Below are 16,542 nucleotides of genomic sequence, written 5' to 3' on the forward strand. Positions count from 1 at the left end.
CGGTCGGACGTACCGACAGGACGGTCAGACGTACCGATAGACCGCGCTCACGTCCTCCATCTCGTCCGGCGTCACATCCCACGGCGGCATGCGCTCGTGCCGGGCGAGGACCCGCCCGCGCTGCTCGTCGCCGGGACCGGGCGGCTCGGCCGGCAGATAGCGCGCCTTCTTGTGCCGCTGCTGCCAGCGGGTCCACTGCAGGTCGACGAAGGCGTGGTGCAGCCAGAAGACGGGGTCGTTGACGGAGGCCCCGCCGAGCATGACACCGCCGACCCAGCGGTGGACGCGGTTGTGGTTGCGCCAGGCGACGTCGTCCCGGCCGGTCCCCCACCCCTCCAGCTTGTTGCGGAAGCCCTTGGTGCAGGTGGAGTCCCAGGGCGAGGTGTCGTAGACCTTCTCGGCGAGCGCCGACTCCAGTTCCTTCTTCGTGGGCAGCGCCATGGGGGCGCGGGCGCGTCCCAGGTCCCGGGTGAGGTACACGCCGTCGGTGACACCCACCCGGATCGGCCAGTACCCCTGCGCATAAGCGAACGGCCCGCTGACGACCTGCCGGTCCCCGGGGCGCCCGTTGCCGCCGAGCAGATCGTCGGTCCAGGGCGAGGACTTCGTGGAGCGGTCCCGCGTCCAGTCCCAGTACGGCACCGTCACCGACGGATCGACCCGCTGCAGCGCCTGCTCCAGGTCCAGCAGGAAGCGCCGGTGCCAGGGCAGGAAGGAGGGCCCCATGTGGGCCGCGCGCAGACCGGTCTCGCCGTCGGCGGTGTAGTACGCGATGTGCAGCCGTACGAACTCCTCGTACTCACCACGCCATTTGAGCTCCAGCAGTGCGTTGACGAACCGCCGCTTCTCCTCGCGCGTCAGCTTGGTGACGTTCTTACGCACGTACGCCACGGTGATCCCCCATGTGCCCGTATCCGTGTCCGATCGGGCCGGGGGCCAGATCCCGCAGCCGCTGCCCGGGGCCGAGTTCGTCGACCGCGGCCCGGGTCGCCGCCAGCGAGGTCCCGTACGAGCTGTAGTGGTCGACCATGGTCAGCCAGGTGCCGTCGGCACGGCGCATCAGGTGCAACGGGTGGCCGTCCACGCTGACCTGCCACGCACAGCCCTCGGGGCCGCACACGCCCGCGGCGACCGGCCTGCCCTGGATGTGACGGCCGCGGTAGACCTCGTCGAAGGCCGGCTCCTGCGGCCCGGCCGGGCTTTCGGACTCGTCCGCCGTTCCGGAAGCGCGCGAGGCACCGACCAGAGGGGCGAGCACCAGGGCCGCGGCGGACGCAAGCACGCCGCGTCTTGTCACCCATCGCGTCCGCCGCTGCGGCCCGCCTCTCACCCGGCCTCCGCCCCCCGGCTCCACACCCACCGCTGCCCCGTCAGCTCCCACCGCCATGGTTCACTCCCTCGGACGGATTTTGATGTCCGCAGCGATAACCACAGCGCAGACCACCCGGTCACACCGATACGGCCATACGGCCCTGCCCGCGCACCCTCGGGGCGGACAGGAAGGCCGCGCCGCCGAGCCGCGACGTCACGTGCCGGAAGAGCAGAATCGTCGCGGATCAGGCGTGCGAGCCCTGGGCCGGGAGGATGATGTGCGCGGCGGCCCGCAGGGTCTGCTCGGCGCCGACGAAGGCGGTCAGGGCCGCGGGCTCGATCGGCAGGCCGGGGCCGCCCTCGGGCCAGGGGCGGGTGGTGAACACCAGGTAGGCGTAGCCGCGTTCACCGACCGCCGTGAGCCAGGCCGGCGGAGCGGCGCAGCGGGCGCCCAGCTGCGGCATGCCGACGACGGCCTGTCCGTCCTCGACGTGCAGGGTGATGGCCAGGCCGGTCGCGGCGGTGCCGTCGACGAGCTGCCCGCCGACCATCAGCCCATGGCTCGCCAGCAGTCGCGCGATCGCGCCGGACGTCATCTCCGGCCCGCCCTCGGCGTCTCCGAGGGAGTAGGCGAGCAGATACGGCATGTCGCCGCCGTCGGGGGCCTCGCTGCTCCAGGGCAGCAGTACGAGCGTGCCGAGTTCGGCGAGGTCGAAGGGGTGCGTCTGGCTCGGGGTGGAGGTCACCGCGCGTCCTCGTTCGCCAGGTTCACGGACTTCATGGTGTTCCTTTCACGGCGCCCGGCACCGTCTGGGCAGAGCTTCGAAGAGAGCTGATGCCAGGACCAACGATCGCCGCCCGGAGACAGAAACCCCGCGGCCGGAAGACATATGAGATCCCCGCGGGAGCGAGAGCGCGGGCGGGCACAACTCCGCCGCCGGACCGGTCGCGAGGACCGGCCCGGCGGCGGAGTGCACAGAATCCACTTCAGCTGATCAGGGCGTCACGCAAGGCCCGCCAGGGGCTCACCCCACGGGCAGCGGCAGCGAGGGAAGGGCGGGCAGGCCCGGCAGGTCGGGAGCGGGCAGTCCGCTGTTGAGCAGTGTCGCCGCGAGGAAGTTGACGACCGCGGTCAGCACGCCGGTGACGGCGGGGACGACCTTGCTCACATCCCCGGAGGTGACGGCCGCGAGCAGTGTGTCCAGTGCCTTCTGCAGTCCGGCGAGCGCGTCGGCCTTGAGGTCCTTGGGCGCGGGCGTCCCGGCGTGGGCGGCCTGCTGCGCCGCGGAGTGCGGCTTGGGCAGCACCGTCGATGTGGAGGGCACGGCCGGCTTGGCGACGCTGCCGGGCATGGTCGCGGCGGGTGCGGTGATCGCGGCGATGGCGTCCTTCACCGCGGTGACGAGCTTCTGTGCCTCGTCCGCGGAGAGTTGGCCGTTGTCCGCCTTGAGGACGGCGTTGAGCAGGGCGGAGACCGGAGCCAGGATGCTGCCGAGGTCGCCGAGGCTCTTGACCTGGGCCAGCAGCGCGTCGGCGCCGGGTACGGGTGCGCCGCGGGACGCGGCATGGGTGTGATCCCGGGCCGTGTCGGCCGCCACGGCGGCCGGACCGGTGATGCCGACCAGCAGGGTGGCGCAGAGGGCGGTGGCCGCGATACGCCGTGCGGACAGACCACGCATGGGTGTTCCTTTCGAAATGCGACGGATCTTGAGCCCACCGTGAAATCGCCCGTCCACCCCTGCAACCGCTGCGCTCCTTTAGGGGGACGCGTGCTGAGCGGATGGCTCAGCGGTAGACGCGCAGATGCCCGACAGCGAAGGTGACCGGCCCCGGCGCGGAGGGCGCGGGGTGGTAGGCGCCCGCGCACAGCGAGAGGTTCAGGATGAGATACGCCGACCAGTCGCCTCCCACGCCCGTACCGTCACGGAAGACCCGCCGGCCGTCGACGTACCAATCGACGCAGTGCTCGCCGTAGTGACTGGCGATGGTCACCCACCGGCCCGGGACGACTGCGTGCGCGTCGGTGTAGTACGTGCAGGCGTCGTTGACGTGGTTGGACAGCTCCAGCAGATGGGGGTTGTCCGGGTGGTACTCGAAGGTGTCGACCTCGTTCCCGCCGTCCTTCCAGGTCCACAGCGCCGGCCAGGCGCCGTTGCCCGACGGCAGCCTGAGCCGGATCTCGGCGCAGTCGCCGGTGCGCACCTGGAAGCCCTCGGCGGTGTACTCGGTGGTGAGCAGGCCGGTGCGCCAGGCCTGCAGACCGCTTTCCAGGGTGTGGGCCGCCGGGGTCGCGGTGAAGGTGGCCACGCCGCCGGAGACGGTCACGCAGCCCGGGTCGAGCCAGTCGAGCTTGTTGTCGTCCGGGTTGTGGTTGGCGTAGCGATAGGCACTCGTCCGGTCGCCGACCCATTTGGCGCCCCACTCGATCGGGGCGTCGAACTCCTCCGCCCATACGAGCGACTTGCCCAGGGCCGACCAGGTGGCGCCGGTGGCCGCAGGGGAGTACGTGATCGGCGTGGACTTGCTGCTGTCGGCGGTCATGGCCGCGAGGGTAGGGCCGTCGGGCGGCCTCTTCGGGCGAAGTGCCGGGCACCCCGAAGAATTCCACTTCCGATGACCCGTCCGGCCGATTCCGGGTGAACCATAGGATCAATCGATTCCCCGAAGATGTGAATCCCTCTGCGATGACCGCGCACAAGGCATTGCACGATCCACCTGATTTCATGCGTATGGAGTAACGCGTCGCTTTTGCACGGCGGATGGACTGCTATGTTCTCCAGCCGTCGGATCAGAGGTAACTTTCAACCGAGGTGAATCATGAAGAAGGCAGTTTTCACCACTGCTGCATTGGCCATCGGTGCGGGCCTTGTCGGCGGCTCCGCCGCCGCGGCCTCCGCCGCCGTCCCGGCCCCCTCGTCCGGTCTGCTCGGTCTCATGTCCCCGACCGAGGTGACTCCGGCGGTGGTTCCCGCCGCCGACGTCGTCACCCGTATCGCCCGTGACGGCAAGATCGCCAACGGCAGCGCCTTCGACGAGAAGCCGTCGGGCGGCGCCTCCGGCATCTACCTGGACGGCATGGACCCGAACGCCGCCAAGAAGCCGACGATCCCGGTGCACAACCCGGCCGGCCGGGGCGCCGTCCAGGTCCACCCGCTGCAGGCCCCGACGGCAGCCGGTCTCGGCAGCCTGCTCGGCAAGTGACACGGCACACCCTTTAGGAGTCGGCAGCACCGGCGAAAGCCCTCACGGCTTCACGACGCATCCGCGGCCGTGGCCCAAGACCGACACCGCACCGGGACCCGGCGCAGGAAAAACCGCCGTACCCCAGGCAGCATCTCTCCGGCCCACCGGCCTTTTCCCTTCCGGTGGGCCGGAGACGCGTCGGCGCCCGTTCCGGGCAGGGCGTGCCGCCCCGGAGAACCGCGGCATTTCTCCGGGCAGCTCCCGTGCATCGCCTTTCGGATTGTCGTTCATATGGGCCACAAGGATTCCATCTACATTCCCCGCGGGCCCTTCGAGACGCATCGCATTGCGCCATCCGATGGAATCAGACCTGTTTAGCCGCTCTTCCCGTGACTTATGCGCGCATATCAAGGTTTCCTGGTATGCAAGCGTGCGCAACCGTGAATTGAGGAAGGAACTGAGTTGCCCAGGAAGTTCGCGGTCATCACTGCCCTCACCCTCGGCGCTGTGGTCAGCAGCGTCGGAGTTGCCTCGGCCCACGACACCAACACCGAAGTCAAGGGTGGTGGCGGTTTCTCGTCGTCCCCGGTCGTCGTGAACGCCCCGCAGCAGGGTGTCCTCGTCGTCAACGGCACGGTCGTCGACGGCCGCTGCATCGCTCCGTGGTCCAACGGAGCCGTTCTCGCCGGCGTTCTCGCCCCGAACTCGCACTACTCGGCGTGCAACACGGACGAGATCGACCAGTCGCAGAACGCTGCCTACAAGGGCGGCCTGCTCCTCTGACCCTGTCCCGAGCGAATCATCGGAGCAGGTGCAACACCCCACATTCAGCCCGGAAAGGCGCAACTCATGCGTAACAAGGTTACGGCCATTTCCGCCCTCGCCGCGGGCGTCGTCCTCGCGGCGGCAGGCACCGCTGCGGCCGACAACTGCACCACCGTCAAGGGTGGTGACGGCTTCTCGTCGTCCCCGGTCGTCGTGAACGCCCCCCAGCAGGGTGCCGTCGTCGTCAACGGCACGGTCGCCGACCTCCGTTGCGTCGCGCCGTGGTCCAACGGAGCCGTCCTCGGCGGCGTCCTCGCCACGAACTCGCACTACGCCGCGTGCAACACGGCGGACCTCGACCAGTCGCAGAACGCCGCCTACAAGGGCGGCCTGCTCCTCTGACCTGCTCCGAGCACTTCGGAGTACGGAAATCCCCAACCGCCCCACCGAAAGGCGCATCTCATGCGTAACAAGGTTACGGCCATTTCCGCCATCGCCGCGGGCATCGTCCTCGCGGCCGGCGGCGCCGCCGCGGCCGACGACAACAACACCACCGTGAACGGCGGTGGCGGCTTCTCGTCGTCCCCGGTTGTCGTGAACGCCCCCCAGCAGGGTCTCGCCGTCGTCAACGGCACGGTCGTCGACGGCCGCTGCATCGCTCCGTGGTCCAACGGTGCCGTCCTGGGCGTCATCCTCGCCCCGAACTCGCACTACGCCGCGTGCAACACGGACAAGATCGACCAGTCGCAGAACGCCCCGTACATCGGTGGCCTGATCCTCTGAGCTGTACCTCGCCCGATGGCGGTCCGCCGGAACTCCGGTGGGCCGCCATCGGCCTTTTCAGGGAATGCGCAGCAAAAGACCGCGGGGCCCGTCGGCGTCCGGTGTGTCCGGCGCTGACAGGCCCCGCGGTCGGGAGGCGGCCGACGAAGGCGGCAGGGAGATCGCCGGTCGGTAAGGGCGGCCAACAAGGAGGAAAAGGCGCCCTTTTGCCTACGACATTCCTGCCGACGCTCCGCAGTGCGGTCGACGCCGGGCTGTTCCAACCGGACCAACGGCACGGTCCCACGAATGGTCACCCGTATTACTTCGTTCGGCCCAGCGCACCGGCATTGCACTCGCCCGGAAAACGCCGAAGGGCCGACTCCCGCAATGCGAAAGTCGGCCCTTGTCGTCGAACCGGTGGGCGCGAAGTCGTCGCCCGGGCTGCTACTTGCCGACCGGAAGGCCGCCGAGCAGTTGGCCGTCGACCGGTCCCGGCAGAGCGGGCTGGGGCAGGGCGCCACCGACGAGCGGGGTCTTCACTCCGGCCCCCTTCACGCTGCTCTGCACGCCGTCCTTCACGTTCGAAGCCATCTGCTCGACGTTGTTGCCCACGTAGCTCGTCGACACCTTGGCTGCCGTGGGGACGCCGCTCGCGACCGTCTTTCCGCTGTCCACCAGGCCCTGCGCCGGCATGTCCAGCGCGCCCGCGGGCACGGTGACACCGGCGATCGCGAGCGAGCCCGCGACGACGGCGGCAGCCTTCAGAGTCTTCATCGTGTGCCTTTCTTTTGTCAGCCTCCCCCGGCCTAACGAGGGGCGGGCGCGCTGGAAACCCTGTCGCCTGCAGTTCGAGGAACTCATACGAACGGACCCTTGCGGGTGGCTGCTCCAAACGGGTTGCCGAAGGTGACAAATAGCCCATGGAAACGCCACCATTCCGACACAGTTGGCCGGTTCGCAGATAAATAGGGCTGAGCGGTTAGAGTGGCTCACCTCGTGTTTTCAGCGATGCCGATTTAACTACGAACCTCACGCTCTCGAACGGGTGCGGGATTTTATAGCAAGAACTCGAGCCGCACGTCCTGGCCCCCGGCTCGGACTCTTTTGTTCGGAAGGGCAGCGTCGCTCATGAGTAATTCCCCACGCGTCCCGCACGTCCTGCATGTGGCCCAGCCCGTCGAGGGCGGGGTCGCACGGGTCGTGACGGACCTGGCGGCGGCTCAGCTCGCCGCGGGGTTCCGGGTGACCGTGGCCTGTCCGCGGGGCGGCACGCTGCCGGACGCACTGCGCGCCCGGGGCTGCACGGTCCTTCGCTGGGACGCGACCCGCTCGCCGGGGCACCGGCTGCCCGGTGAGGTACGGCAGTTGGCGCGGATCCTGGCCACGGCGCGGCCGCATCTCGTGCATGCGCACAGCGCCAAGGCGGGACTCGCGGCCCGGCTCGCCGTACGGGGCCGTATCCCCACCGTCTTCCAGCCGCACGCCTGGTCGTTCGAGGCCGCCGGCGGTGTGGTCGGCCGGCTGGCCCTGGGCTGGGAGCGGTGGGGGGCCAGGTGGGCGACGCGGGTCCTGTGCGTGAGCGAGGCCGAGCGGCGCACCGGGCAGCGGTGCGGGATCGGTGCCGTGTGGCGTGTGGTCCCCAACGGCGTCGACACCCTCAGGTTCCGTCCCGAGGGGGACGTCGTCGGGTCCGGGGCCGGGCCGCTCGTCGTGTGCGTGGGCCGGCTGTGCCGGCAGAAGGGGCAGGACGTGCTCCTTCAGGCCTGGCCCGAGGTGGTGCGGCGGATGCCGCGCGCGCGGCTGGTGCTGGTCGGCGACGGTCCGGATGCCGGCCGGCTGCGCGCCGCCGCGCCCGGTTCGGTGACCTTCGCCGGTGCCGCGGCCGACGCCGCCCCCTGGTACCGGTCCGCCGACGTCGTCGTCCTGCCGTCCCGCTGGGAGGGCATGGCCCTCGCCCCGCTGGAGGCCATGGCGTGCGCCCGGCCGGTCGTCGTCACCGATGTCGACGGCGCTCGGGAGAGCCTCGCGCCGGGGCAGCTGCCGCATTGTCTGGTGCCGCCGGAGGACCCCGGCGCGCTGGCCCGGGCGCTGACGGCGCTGTTGCGGGACGAGCGGCTGTGCGCGGAGCTGGGCGCTCAGGGCCGCCGGCACGTGCTCGCCGCTCACGATCTACGACACGCGGCGGACGCCGTGATCGACGTGTACCGCGAATTGCTCGCCGTCGTCGTCACGCCGGTCGTCGTACCCAACTAGAGCAGGAAGTGCATCACCAGATGACTGCGGAAAGTACCGTTCCCCCTCCTGCGGGGCAGCAGCCGCGGGCCGCAGAGCGCGCCGTCTCCGTCCTCGCCCCTCGTCGCCGTCCGGTGGCCGGACGGCGGCTGCCCGCCGGACGCAGGGGCCGCCGTCCGCGCCGGGCCCCGTGGTTGCCCCTGGCTCTCGTCGACGGCGCCGCGGCCCTGGTGGCGGCACCGGTCGTGCCCGGGGCGCTCGGACACCCCCTGGTCATCGTCCTGCTGGCCCTCGGCGTGATGGCGCTCAACCGGCGCGCCCGTCTCTACGACATGGCCGTCGTGCGCGGTGTGCTCGACGAACTGCCCGCGCTGTGCGGGCGGATCGCCGTGGGCTGGGCGGGGGTCGCGGCCCTCTCCCCGCTGCGGCCGGTCCCGCTGGCCGTGCTGGGCGCCGCGTTCGCCGTGCACTGCGCCGCGGCCTGCGCGGGCCGTGCGGCGGTCGACGCGCACCGGGCGGCGCGGCGCCGGCCCCAACCGGCCCTGGTGGTCGGCCCGGTCGCGGCGGCCCGGCCGGTAGCGGCCGCGCTGCTGCGCCAACCGGGCTGCGGAGTACGGCCGGTGGGGCTGGTCACCGACGCCCTGGACGTCCTCACCCACTCCGGCGAGGGCCCCGAACTGCCGGTGCTGACCACGGACCTGGAGACGCACCGGGCGGTCATCCAGAACGGTGTGGAGACGGTCCTGGTCGTCGGTGCCTCGACTCCGGTGGTGCGGGCCGCTCTGCTGCGGGATCTGGCGGCGTACGGCTGTGAGCTGTGGGAGCTGGACGCCGGCGTGCCGTCGTACGGCTTCGGCAGAGGGCGCGCGGGGGCCGGGCATCTGGCGGGCTTTCCCCGCAGGTTGCTCAGTCCGGAGGGCGGGCCGCGGCGCGGCGGCGCGGGCAAGCGCCTGCTGGACGTGGTGCTTTCGGGGGCGCTGCTGCTGCTCGTCTGCCCGGTGCTGCTGGTGTGCGCGGTGGTGCTGCGGATCAAGGACGGGCCCGGGGTGGTGTTCCGGCAGGAGCGGATCGGCAAGGACGGACGGCCGTTCACCCTGCTGAAGTTCCGCACCCACCGGCCCGCCAGCGCGCACGAGGCGGCGACGCGCTGGAGCGTGGCGAACGAGCAGGAGATGAGCCGGTTCTGCCAGTTCCTGCGCCGCACCTCCCTCGACGAGCTGCCGCAGCTGTGGAACGTGTGCCGCGGCGACATGAGCCTGGTCGGCCCCCGGCCCGAACGGCCGTATTTCGTCGCCGTGTTCAGCCAGACCCATCCGGGTTACCGGGAGCGGCACCGGATGCAGACCGGGATCACCGGGCTCGCGCAGATCCACGGGCTGCGCGGCGACACCTCCATCGAGGACCGGTGCCGCTTCGACAACGCGTACATCGACAACTGGTCGCTGTGGCAGGACATCTGCATCCTGGTGCGTACGGCGGTGCTGTTCGTGCGGCCGACGGGGAGCTGAGCGTGAGCTCTCCCTCGGCCTCCGTACCGCTCGTGGCGTCGCCGGCCGCGCTCGGCCGGTTCGCTCCCGTGCTGCCCGTCGTGGCGGTGCTCGCCCTGATGGGGCTGCCGTCCACGTCCGACAGCGGTGCCTCGCCCGCCGACGCGGTCTCGGCACTGGCCGTGCTCTGGGCCGCCGTACGCGCCGTGCGCGAGGCGCGGCGGCCGCTGACGCGGACCGCGGCGGTGGTGCTCGGGCTGCCCGTGGTGGGCATCGCGGTCGCCGCGACCGGGGCGGTGACGCCGGGCGACGGGGTCACGGGACTTGCGCGCTATGTGCAGGTGTTCGTGCTCGTGCCGCTCGCGGTGGTGCTGCTGGTGCGCGACCGGCGCGACGCCCGGCTGGTGCTGTGGTCGCTGGCGGCCCTCGCGCTGTGGCAGGGGGCGGTCGGGGTGCACCAGTACCTCACCGGGACCGGCGCCTCGTACCAGGGCGCGGACATCCGTGCGGTGGGCACCTTCGGGCCGTCCGACGTGATGGGGATGGCGAGCGTCGTCGCGTGCGGTGTGGTGGCGCTGACCGGTCTCGCGCTCGGTGCGCGTACCCGGCGGCAGAGGCTCGTGGCGGCCGGTTGCGCGCTGGCCCTGCTCGTGCCGCTCGCGCTGTCCTTCAGCCGGGGCGCGTGGATCGCGACCGCGGTGGCGTGCGGCACGCAGCTGCTGCTGGCCGGGGCGCGGCGGGCGGTGGCGGTGTTCGCGGCGGTGGCCGCCGCCGCGGTGGTCCTCGTCGGCGGGCTCGGCGTGGGCGCCGCGGGGCTGCAGGAGCGGCTGACCAGCATCACCCAGGTCACCGACACCCCGGACCAGTCGGTGATCGACCGGTACACCATGTGGGCGGCGGCCACCGACATGTGGCGCGAGCATCCGGTGACCGGGGTGGGCCTGAAGGCCTTCCCCGCCTACCGCGACGCCCACGCCTCGCTGGCGCTGTCGTCGGGCAGCGACACCGAGGGAGCGGGCCAGGCCTACAAGCGCCAGCCGCTGCTCTCCCCGCACAACATGTACTTCCTGCTCCTGAGCGAGCAGGGCCTGCTGGGGCTGCTCACGGTGGCGGGCAGCTGGCTCGCCCTGCTGGTCTGCGGACTGCGCCGACTGCGGCGGGCCGGACGGGCCAGGGACTGCGCGCTCGCGGCCTGCGGTCTGCTGCTGTGGCAGCTCGTCAACTTCCTGTACGCCGACATCGGCGGCCCCTCCACCACGCTGACGGCGGTCTGCTTCGGCTTCGTCGCCTGGTGGTCGCTGACCGGCGCGGCGGCGGGTCCGGCCGCGGCCGCGGAATCGGGCCGGCGGTGAGGGCCGGACACACGAGGACGGCGGGCGTCCCGGACCACGCGACCCGCACTGGTGGCGCGCTTCCGGCGCGCGGCGGCCGCCGCCGCCCGGCCCATGCCCGGCCGCGGGTGCAGGACGCCTCCTCGCGGCGCTTCCTCGCCCGGGCGACCCTGCTGAGCGCCGCGCTGTCCATCGCCGGGGCGGTCCTGGGCCTAGGCCGGGACCAGGCGCTCGCGCATCTCTTCGGCGCGGGCGCCGAGACCGACGCGTTCCTGGTCGCCTGGACCGTGCCCGAGGTGGCGGCGACGCTGCTGATCGAGGACGGCATGGCGTTCGTGCTCGTGCCCGCCTTCAGTGCGGCGCTGGCACTGCGGGCGCGCGGGCAGCGCACGCCCGACCCCGTGCGCTCCCTGGTCGCCGCCTCGCTGCCGCGGCTGTGCCTCGCCCTCGCCGCCACGGCCGCCGTGCTCGCGGCCGGGGCGCCGATGCTGGTGTCCGCCCTCGCGCCCGGCCTGAGCGACGCCTCGCTCGCCGTCTCCTGCACCCGGCTGACGGCGACCTGTGTGCTGAGCTTCGGGCTGGCCGGGTACTGCAGTGCGGCGCTGCGCGCCCATCGCTCGTTTCTCGCGCCCGGCGCGATCTACGTCGCGTACAACGTCGCGATCATCGCCACGATGTTCGTCGTCGGTGCGCACTGGGGCGTACGGTCCGCGGCGCTCGGCGTCGCGCTCGGCGGGTGTCTCATGGTCGCCGTGCAGGCGCCGTCGCTCGCGCGGCGGATCGCCGGGCGGACCGGCAGCCGCGCGCTCGTCGACGACGGGGACGGCGCCCGGCCGCTCGCGCCCGCCCTCATCTGCGCGGTCCTGCTGTTCGCGCTGTGCCGTCAGTCGCAGGTCCTCATCGAGCGCCATCTCGCCTCCGGGCTGCCCGCCGGGGCGATCTCGCACCTCAACTACGCCCAGAAGGTCGCCCAGTTGCCGATGTCGCTGTCGCTGATGGTGTGCGTCGTCACCTTCCCGGTGGTGGCGCAGGCGATCGCCGAGGGCGACACCCGGCGGGCCCGGAACCGGGTCGAGCGTGACCTGGTGCTGATGTCCACCGTCCTGCTGATGGGCGCCGCGGTGGTGCTGGCCGGTGCCCCGCAGATCGTCCAGCTGCTCTTCCAGCGCGGGGCGTTCACCGCACAGGACACCGCCGCGACCGCCGCGGTGATGCGGGTGTACGCGACCGGGCTGCTCGGGCAGACGCTGGTGGGCGCGCTGGTGCGGTCGTACTTCGCGGCCGGACGTACCACCTGGTTCCCGCTGGGTGCGATGGGCGTGGGTGCGCTGGCCACCGTCGCCATCGGCGCCTGGGCCGTGGGTCCGTGGGGCGCGTGCGGCATCGCCGCCGCCAACGCGATCGGCATCACCGTGACCGCGCTGCTCCTGCTGCACGGACTGGGCCCGGGCAGTGTGCCCGTACGGGTGCGACGGGTCGTCGCCGATCTGGTCCGGCCGCTGTGCGCGGCCGCGGGCGCCACCGCGGCGGGTCTGCTCGGTGCGGGCCTTTTCGCCTCGCCCGCGGCCTCCGTCGCCGTCTGCTGCCTGTGCGTGAGCGCCGTCTTCCTGCTGCTGTGCTGGATCCTCGACGCGGCCGGCGCCCGGTCCCTTCTGCTTTCCGCCGTGCGTTTCCTCCTTCCCTACGTCACACGAAAGTTGGGCCATGGTCGCTGATGTCTCCGCCGCCTCGCCTACGGCCGCACCCGAGCCGGGACAGCCCGCGCGAAGAACCGCCGGGCGGGGCCCGGTCGCCTGGGTGGCCATGTACCACTCCGTCTCCGACTGCCCGGACGACCCGTACAACGTGACCGTCACGCCCGAGCGCCTCGACCGGCAGCTCGCCTGGCTGGCGCGTCGCGGTCTGCGCGGCGTGAGCATGCGCGAACTGCTCGCGGCACGCGCGCGTGGCGAGGAGCGCGGTCTGGTGGGGCTCACCTTCGACGACGGCTACGCCGACTTCGTGAGTTCCGCGCTGCCCGTGCTGTACCGCCGGGGCTGCACGGCGACCGTGTTCGTGCTGCCCGGAAGGCTCGACGGCGAGAACGCCTGGGAGCCGGACGGGCCGCGCAAGCCGCTGCTCGGCATGGCGGGCATCCGCCGCGTGGCGACGGCGGGCATGGAGGTCGCCTCGCACGGTCTGACCCACCTCGATCTGACCAAGGTGAGCGACGAGGTCCTGCGCGCCGAGGTCGAGAGCAGCCGGCATCTGCTCGCCGGGATCACCGGCGGCGACGTCGAAGGCTTCTGCTACCCGTACGGCTATATGGACGAGCGCGTGGCCGCCGCCGTGCGCCGGGCCGGTTACCGCTACGCCTGCGCGATCTCCCCCGGCCCGGACGGCTGCGGCGACTTCGCGCTGCCGCGCATCCACCTCGGGCGTGCCGACACCGCGCCCCGGCTGGAGGTGAAGCGCCGGCTCGCCCGGTTCTTCGGCCGTGCCGTGGGGGCCGAGTGAGGGCACTGCACGTCATCACCGGTCTCGGCGTGGGCGGCGCGGAACAGCAACTGCGGCTGTTGCTGCGGCATGTGCCCGCGCAGTGCGACGTGGTGACCCTGACCAACCCCGGCCCCGTCGCCGCGGGCCTGACCGCCGACGGCGTCCGCGTCATCCACCTCGGGATGCGCGGCAACCGCGACCTCGGCGCACTGCCCCGCCTGACCCGGCTGATCCGCACCGGCGGCTACGACGTCGTCCACACCCATCTGTACCGGGCCTGTCTCTACGGCCGGATCGCGGCCCGTCTCGCGGGAGTTCGGGCGGTCGTCGCCACCGAGCACTCGATCGGCGACACCCTGCTGGAGGGCAGACCGCTCACCCCGGGCGTCCGTGCGCTGTATCTGGCCGGTGAGCGCCTCGGGCGGGCCACGGTCGCCGTCTCTCCGGCGGTGGCCGAGCGGCTGCGCCGGTGGGGGGTGCCGGGCCGGCGCATCCGCACCATCCCGAACGGCATCGACGCACCCCTGTTCGCCCATGACGAGGTGGCCCGCAAGGAGGCCCGGATGTTCTACGGGCTGCCGGAAGACGCGTATGTCGTCGGCGGGGTGGGCCGTCTGGCGCCGGGCAAACGCTTCGACGTGCTGGTGCGGGCCCTGGCGGAACTGCCGGGCGACGTACGGCTGTTGCTGGTCGGCGACGGTCCCGAGCAGGAGACGCTGCGGCGCACCGCGCGGGCGCTGGGGGTCGCGGACCGGGTGGTGCTGACCGGTGAGCGGCCGTATCTGCCGGATCCCGGCGACGACGCGCCCGGCGTGGTCGCCCTGCTGTCTGCGATGGACGTGCTCGCCTCGCCGTCGGCCGAGGAGGCCTTCGGGCTGGCGGTGGTGGAGGCGCTGGCGGCCGGGCTGCCCGTGCTGTACGCGAGCTGCCCCGCCGTCGAGGACCTGCCGCCGGACGCGGCACCCGGCGCCCTGCGCGTCACCGGCGGCGCCGGGGCGTACGCGCGGGAACTGCTGCGGCTGCGGGCGGCGGGCCCGGGTGGACGCGAGGCCCCGCAGGCCGTGCGGCGCTACGACATCGCCTACAGCGCACGGAAGTTGATGGATGTGTACACGGCCGCCCTGGCCGGTTCGACCCTGGAAGTGAGTTCTCCATGACCGACAACCCCGCTCAGCATGACCGGCCGTCGAGCCGCGCGCGCGTTCGTGGGAAGCGGCTGCCCGCGTGGTGTCTGCTGCCGGCCGGCGCGCTGCTCGGTGCTGTGGCAGGCGGCGCGTACGGAGTGGCGAAGCCGCCGCAGTACACGGCGACGAGTTCCGTCGTCGCGGTGGCGGCGGGCCGGTCGGACGTCGACTGCGCCGACGCGCTTGGTTTCGCGCAGGCGTACGGCCGGGTGGCGCCGCAGCTCGCGGTGCTCGGGGACGCGCAGGCGAAGGCCGGCGTACCGGCCGCGACGCTGCGCGAGAGCGTGCAGGTCGCGACGTCGCCGGACGCGCCGATGGTCTCGGTGTCGGCGACCTCGACGAGTCCAGCGCGGGCCGCCGGCATGGCCAACGCTGTGTCCGGCGCGCTGATCACGCAGGCGGGGCGTACCAAGACCGCCACCGGTATCCGTCTGGAGCGGCTCTCGCGCGCCCTGAAGCCCGTCGAGCCGTCGTCCCCGTCGTGGACACTGACCTCGCTGGTGGGCGCGAGCGCCGGGGGTCTGCTGGGCGGTCTGGCGCTGCTGGTGCGGCCACGGCGGTCGGCGGACGAGGGCCGGGGTCAGGCGACGGTGCCCGCTCCGGCCCATGCCGCGGACGCGCACGGGATGCTCGGGTGACCGCGGCGGAGCGTGCGCTGACGGTCGAACTGTGCACCGACGACACCGCGTTCGCCGCGCTGGCTAAGGAGTGGGCGGGACTGCACGCGTCCTGCCCGTCGGCGACGCCGTTCCAGAGCCATGCCTGGCTGCACTCGTGGTGGCTGTCGTACGGCACACCCGACGGGCTGCGGCTCTTCCTGGTCCGCCGGGGCCGTGAACTGGTGGGTGCCGCGCCGCTGATGCGGGTGGGGCGTGCGCTGCCCCGGCTGGTGCCGATCGGCGGCGCCATCTCGGACTTCCGTGACGTGCTGCTCGCCGAGGGGGCGACCGAGGAGGGCGGCCGGGCGCTGGCGGACGCCCTCGCCCGCGCGGCCCGCACCGCGCTGATCGACTTCCGGGACGTCCGGCCCGGCAGCGCGGTGGAGCAGGTCTACCGGCACTGGCGTGGCCCGCGCTGCCGGCTGCGCGACTCGACGTGCCTGGAACTGCCCGCCCTGCCCATGACCGATCTGGTCAAGCGGCTGCCGACGGCGCGCGCCCAGCGCATCCGCAACAAGGTCAACCGGCTCGGCCGGCTCGGTGTCGAGTGGCGTGTGGTGGGCCACGACGAGACGGAGAGCGCGGTGCGGCGGCTGATCGATCTGCACCGGCAGCAGTGGGAGGGCAAGAAGGTCACTCCCGAGCATGTCCGGCCGCAGTTCGTGGAGCATCTGGTGCGGTCGGTGGTCCCGATGGCCCGGTCCGGGCAGGCCGCGGTGACGGAGTTCTCCTTCGAGGGCTCGGTGGTGGCGGTCGACCTCCATCTGATGTCGGGCGGGCTGACGGGCGAGTATCTGTACGGCTTCCACCCCCGGCTGCGCGACAGCAAGCTGGACGTGGCGACGATGCTGCTGCGCGCGTCCAGCGAACTCGCCACCCGCGAGCAGGCCTCCGCCGGGGCCGTGACCGGGACCGGGACCGGGGCCGTGACCGGGGCCGAGGGCCGGGTGCTGAGCATGCTGCGCGGCGACGAGCCGTACAAGTACCGCTGGTGTCCCGAGACGGTCCACAACGAGCGCTTCCTGATGGCCGGTCCGCTCACCGTCCCGCTGATGACGGCCGCCGTGTGCCACTCGACGGCCCGGCACACGGCCAAGAAGGTGCTGCGCAAGGACCCCGCCACCCGGCAGCACGGGTAGCGCCCGCC

General features: G+C 72.4%; 18 protein-coding genes. 12 read left to right on the forward strand and 6 right to left on the reverse strand.

Translation table 11 applies throughout. From position 1 onward, the window contains the following. Window positions 1-24: 24 nt before the first annotated feature. The 5 genes from MQN93_RS06100 to MQN93_RS06120 all read right to left on the reverse strand — a co-directional run bounded on the left by MQN93_RS06100 (window position 25) and on the right by MQN93_RS06120 (window position 3,852). Window positions 25-891 carry a tyrosinase family protein gene (locus MQN93_RS06100; RefSeq protein WP_242708641.1) on the reverse strand — a complete coding sequence of 289 codons (867 nt, stop codon included), beginning with the start codon at window positions 889-891 and terminating at the stop codon, window positions 25-27. After that, a complete protein-coding gene (locus tag MQN93_RS06105) occupies window positions 875-1,282 on the reverse strand; it encodes a tyrosinase family oxidase copper chaperone (protein ID WP_372504290.1) in 408 nt (135 codons plus the stop codon). Before MQN93_RS06105 ends, MQN93_RS06100 begins: the two co-directional genes overlap by 17 nt. Window positions 1,283-1,556: 274 nt before the next feature. Then, a complete protein-coding gene (locus MQN93_RS06110; protein WP_016435081.1) occupies window positions 1,557-2,057 on the reverse strand; it encodes a DUF5949 family protein in 501 nt (166 codons plus the stop codon). 279 nt (window positions 2,058-2,336) lie between these two features. Continuing rightward, window positions 2,337-2,990 (reverse strand): hypothetical protein, encoded by a 654-nt coding sequence (locus MQN93_RS06115; RefSeq protein WP_242708643.1) that lies wholly within the window; start codon window positions 2,988-2,990, stop codon window positions 2,337-2,339. Window positions 2,991-3,096: 106 nt separating this feature from the next. Then, window positions 3,097-3,852, reverse strand: coding sequence for a glycoside hydrolase family 16 protein (locus tag MQN93_RS06120; protein WP_016435079.1), 756 nt, complete (start codon window positions 3,850-3,852; stop codon window positions 3,097-3,099). 276 nt (window positions 3,853-4,128) lie between these two features. Between MQN93_RS06120 and MQN93_RS06125 the strand changes: the two genes are divergently transcribed. From MQN93_RS06125 to MQN93_RS06140, 4 genes are all read left to right on the forward strand, one after another. After that, complete coding sequence (locus MQN93_RS06125) at window positions 4,129-4,512, forward strand: hypothetical protein (protein ID WP_016435078.1); 384 nt, start codon at window positions 4,129-4,131, stop codon at window positions 4,510-4,512. 444 nt (window positions 4,513-4,956) lie between these two features. Next, on the forward strand, window positions 4,957-5,277 hold the full coding sequence (locus MQN93_RS06130) for a hypothetical protein (protein WP_016435077.1): 321 nt from the start codon (window positions 4,957-4,959) through the stop codon (window positions 5,275-5,277). Between the two features lie 66 nt (window positions 5,278-5,343). Further along, window positions 5,344-5,661 (forward strand): hypothetical protein, encoded by a 318-nt coding sequence (locus tag MQN93_RS06135; RefSeq protein ID WP_242708644.1) that lies wholly within the window; start codon window positions 5,344-5,346, stop codon window positions 5,659-5,661. Between the two features lie 60 nt (window positions 5,662-5,721). Continuing rightward, window positions 5,722-6,042: a hypothetical protein gene (locus MQN93_RS06140; RefSeq protein ID WP_016435075.1), complete on the forward strand. Its 321-nt coding sequence runs from the start codon at window positions 5,722-5,724 to the stop codon at window positions 6,040-6,042. 426 nt (window positions 6,043-6,468) lie between these two features. On the opposite strand, the gene MQN93_RS06145 is transcribed toward MQN93_RS06140, so the two are convergent. Then, window positions 6,469-6,798: a hypothetical protein gene (locus MQN93_RS06145; RefSeq protein WP_016435074.1), complete on the reverse strand. Its 330-nt coding sequence runs from the start codon at window positions 6,796-6,798 to the stop codon at window positions 6,469-6,471. A 354-nt stretch (window positions 6,799-7,152) separates the two neighbouring features. Between MQN93_RS06145 and MQN93_RS06150 the strand changes: the two genes are divergently transcribed. Genes MQN93_RS06150 through MQN93_RS06185 form a run of 8 tightly spaced genes read left to right on the forward strand, consistent with a single transcriptional unit; the run spans window position 7,153 to window position 16,534 of the window. Continuing rightward, window positions 7,153-8,277, forward strand: a complete 1,125-nt coding sequence (locus tag MQN93_RS06150) for a glycosyltransferase (RefSeq protein WP_242708645.1) — start codon at window positions 7,153-7,155, stop codon at window positions 8,275-8,277. A gap of 20 nt (window positions 8,278-8,297) precedes the next feature. Continuing rightward, window positions 8,298-9,764: an exopolysaccharide biosynthesis polyprenyl glycosylphosphotransferase gene (locus tag MQN93_RS06155; RefSeq protein ID WP_242708646.1), complete on the forward strand. Its 1,467-nt coding sequence runs from the start codon at window positions 8,298-8,300 to the stop codon at window positions 9,762-9,764. A 2-nt stretch (window positions 9,765-9,766) separates the two neighbouring features. After that, entirely contained in the window at window positions 9,767-11,095 is a 1,329-nt protein-coding gene (locus MQN93_RS06160) for an O-antigen ligase family protein (protein WP_242708647.1), read from the forward strand. After that, window positions 11,092-12,789 (forward strand): lipid II flippase MurJ, encoded by a 1,698-nt coding sequence (locus tag MQN93_RS06165; protein WP_242708648.1) that lies wholly within the window; start codon window positions 11,092-11,094, stop codon window positions 12,787-12,789. Before MQN93_RS06160 ends, MQN93_RS06165 begins: the two co-directional genes overlap by 4 nt. After that, window positions 12,779-13,570, forward strand: a complete 792-nt coding sequence (locus MQN93_RS06170) for a polysaccharide deacetylase family protein (RefSeq protein WP_242708649.1) — start codon at window positions 12,779-12,781, stop codon at window positions 13,568-13,570. The genes MQN93_RS06165 and MQN93_RS06170 overlap by 11 nt, the downstream gene beginning before the upstream one ends. Further along, on the forward strand, window positions 13,567-14,709 hold the full coding sequence (locus MQN93_RS06175; RefSeq protein ID WP_242708650.1) for a glycosyltransferase: 1,143 nt from the start codon (window positions 13,567-13,569) through the stop codon (window positions 14,707-14,709). Before MQN93_RS06170 ends, MQN93_RS06175 begins: the two co-directional genes overlap by 4 nt. Further along, on the forward strand, window positions 14,706-15,374 hold the full coding sequence (locus tag MQN93_RS06180) for a YveK family protein (RefSeq protein WP_016435067.1): 669 nt from the start codon (window positions 14,706-14,708) through the stop codon (window positions 15,372-15,374). The genes MQN93_RS06175 and MQN93_RS06180 overlap by 4 nt, the downstream gene beginning before the upstream one ends. Beyond that, window positions 15,371-16,534, forward strand: coding sequence for a GNAT family N-acetyltransferase (locus tag MQN93_RS06185; RefSeq protein WP_242708651.1), 1,164 nt, complete (start codon window positions 15,371-15,373; stop codon window positions 16,532-16,534). Before MQN93_RS06180 ends, MQN93_RS06185 begins: the two co-directional genes overlap by 4 nt. Window positions 16,535-16,542: the final 8 nt, after the last annotated feature.

Origin of the sequence: Streptomyces spinosisporus, assembly GCF_022698145.1 — a bacterium.
Lineage (GTDB): Bacteria > Actinomycetota > Actinomycetes > Streptomycetales > Streptomycetaceae > Streptomyces > Streptomyces spinosisporus.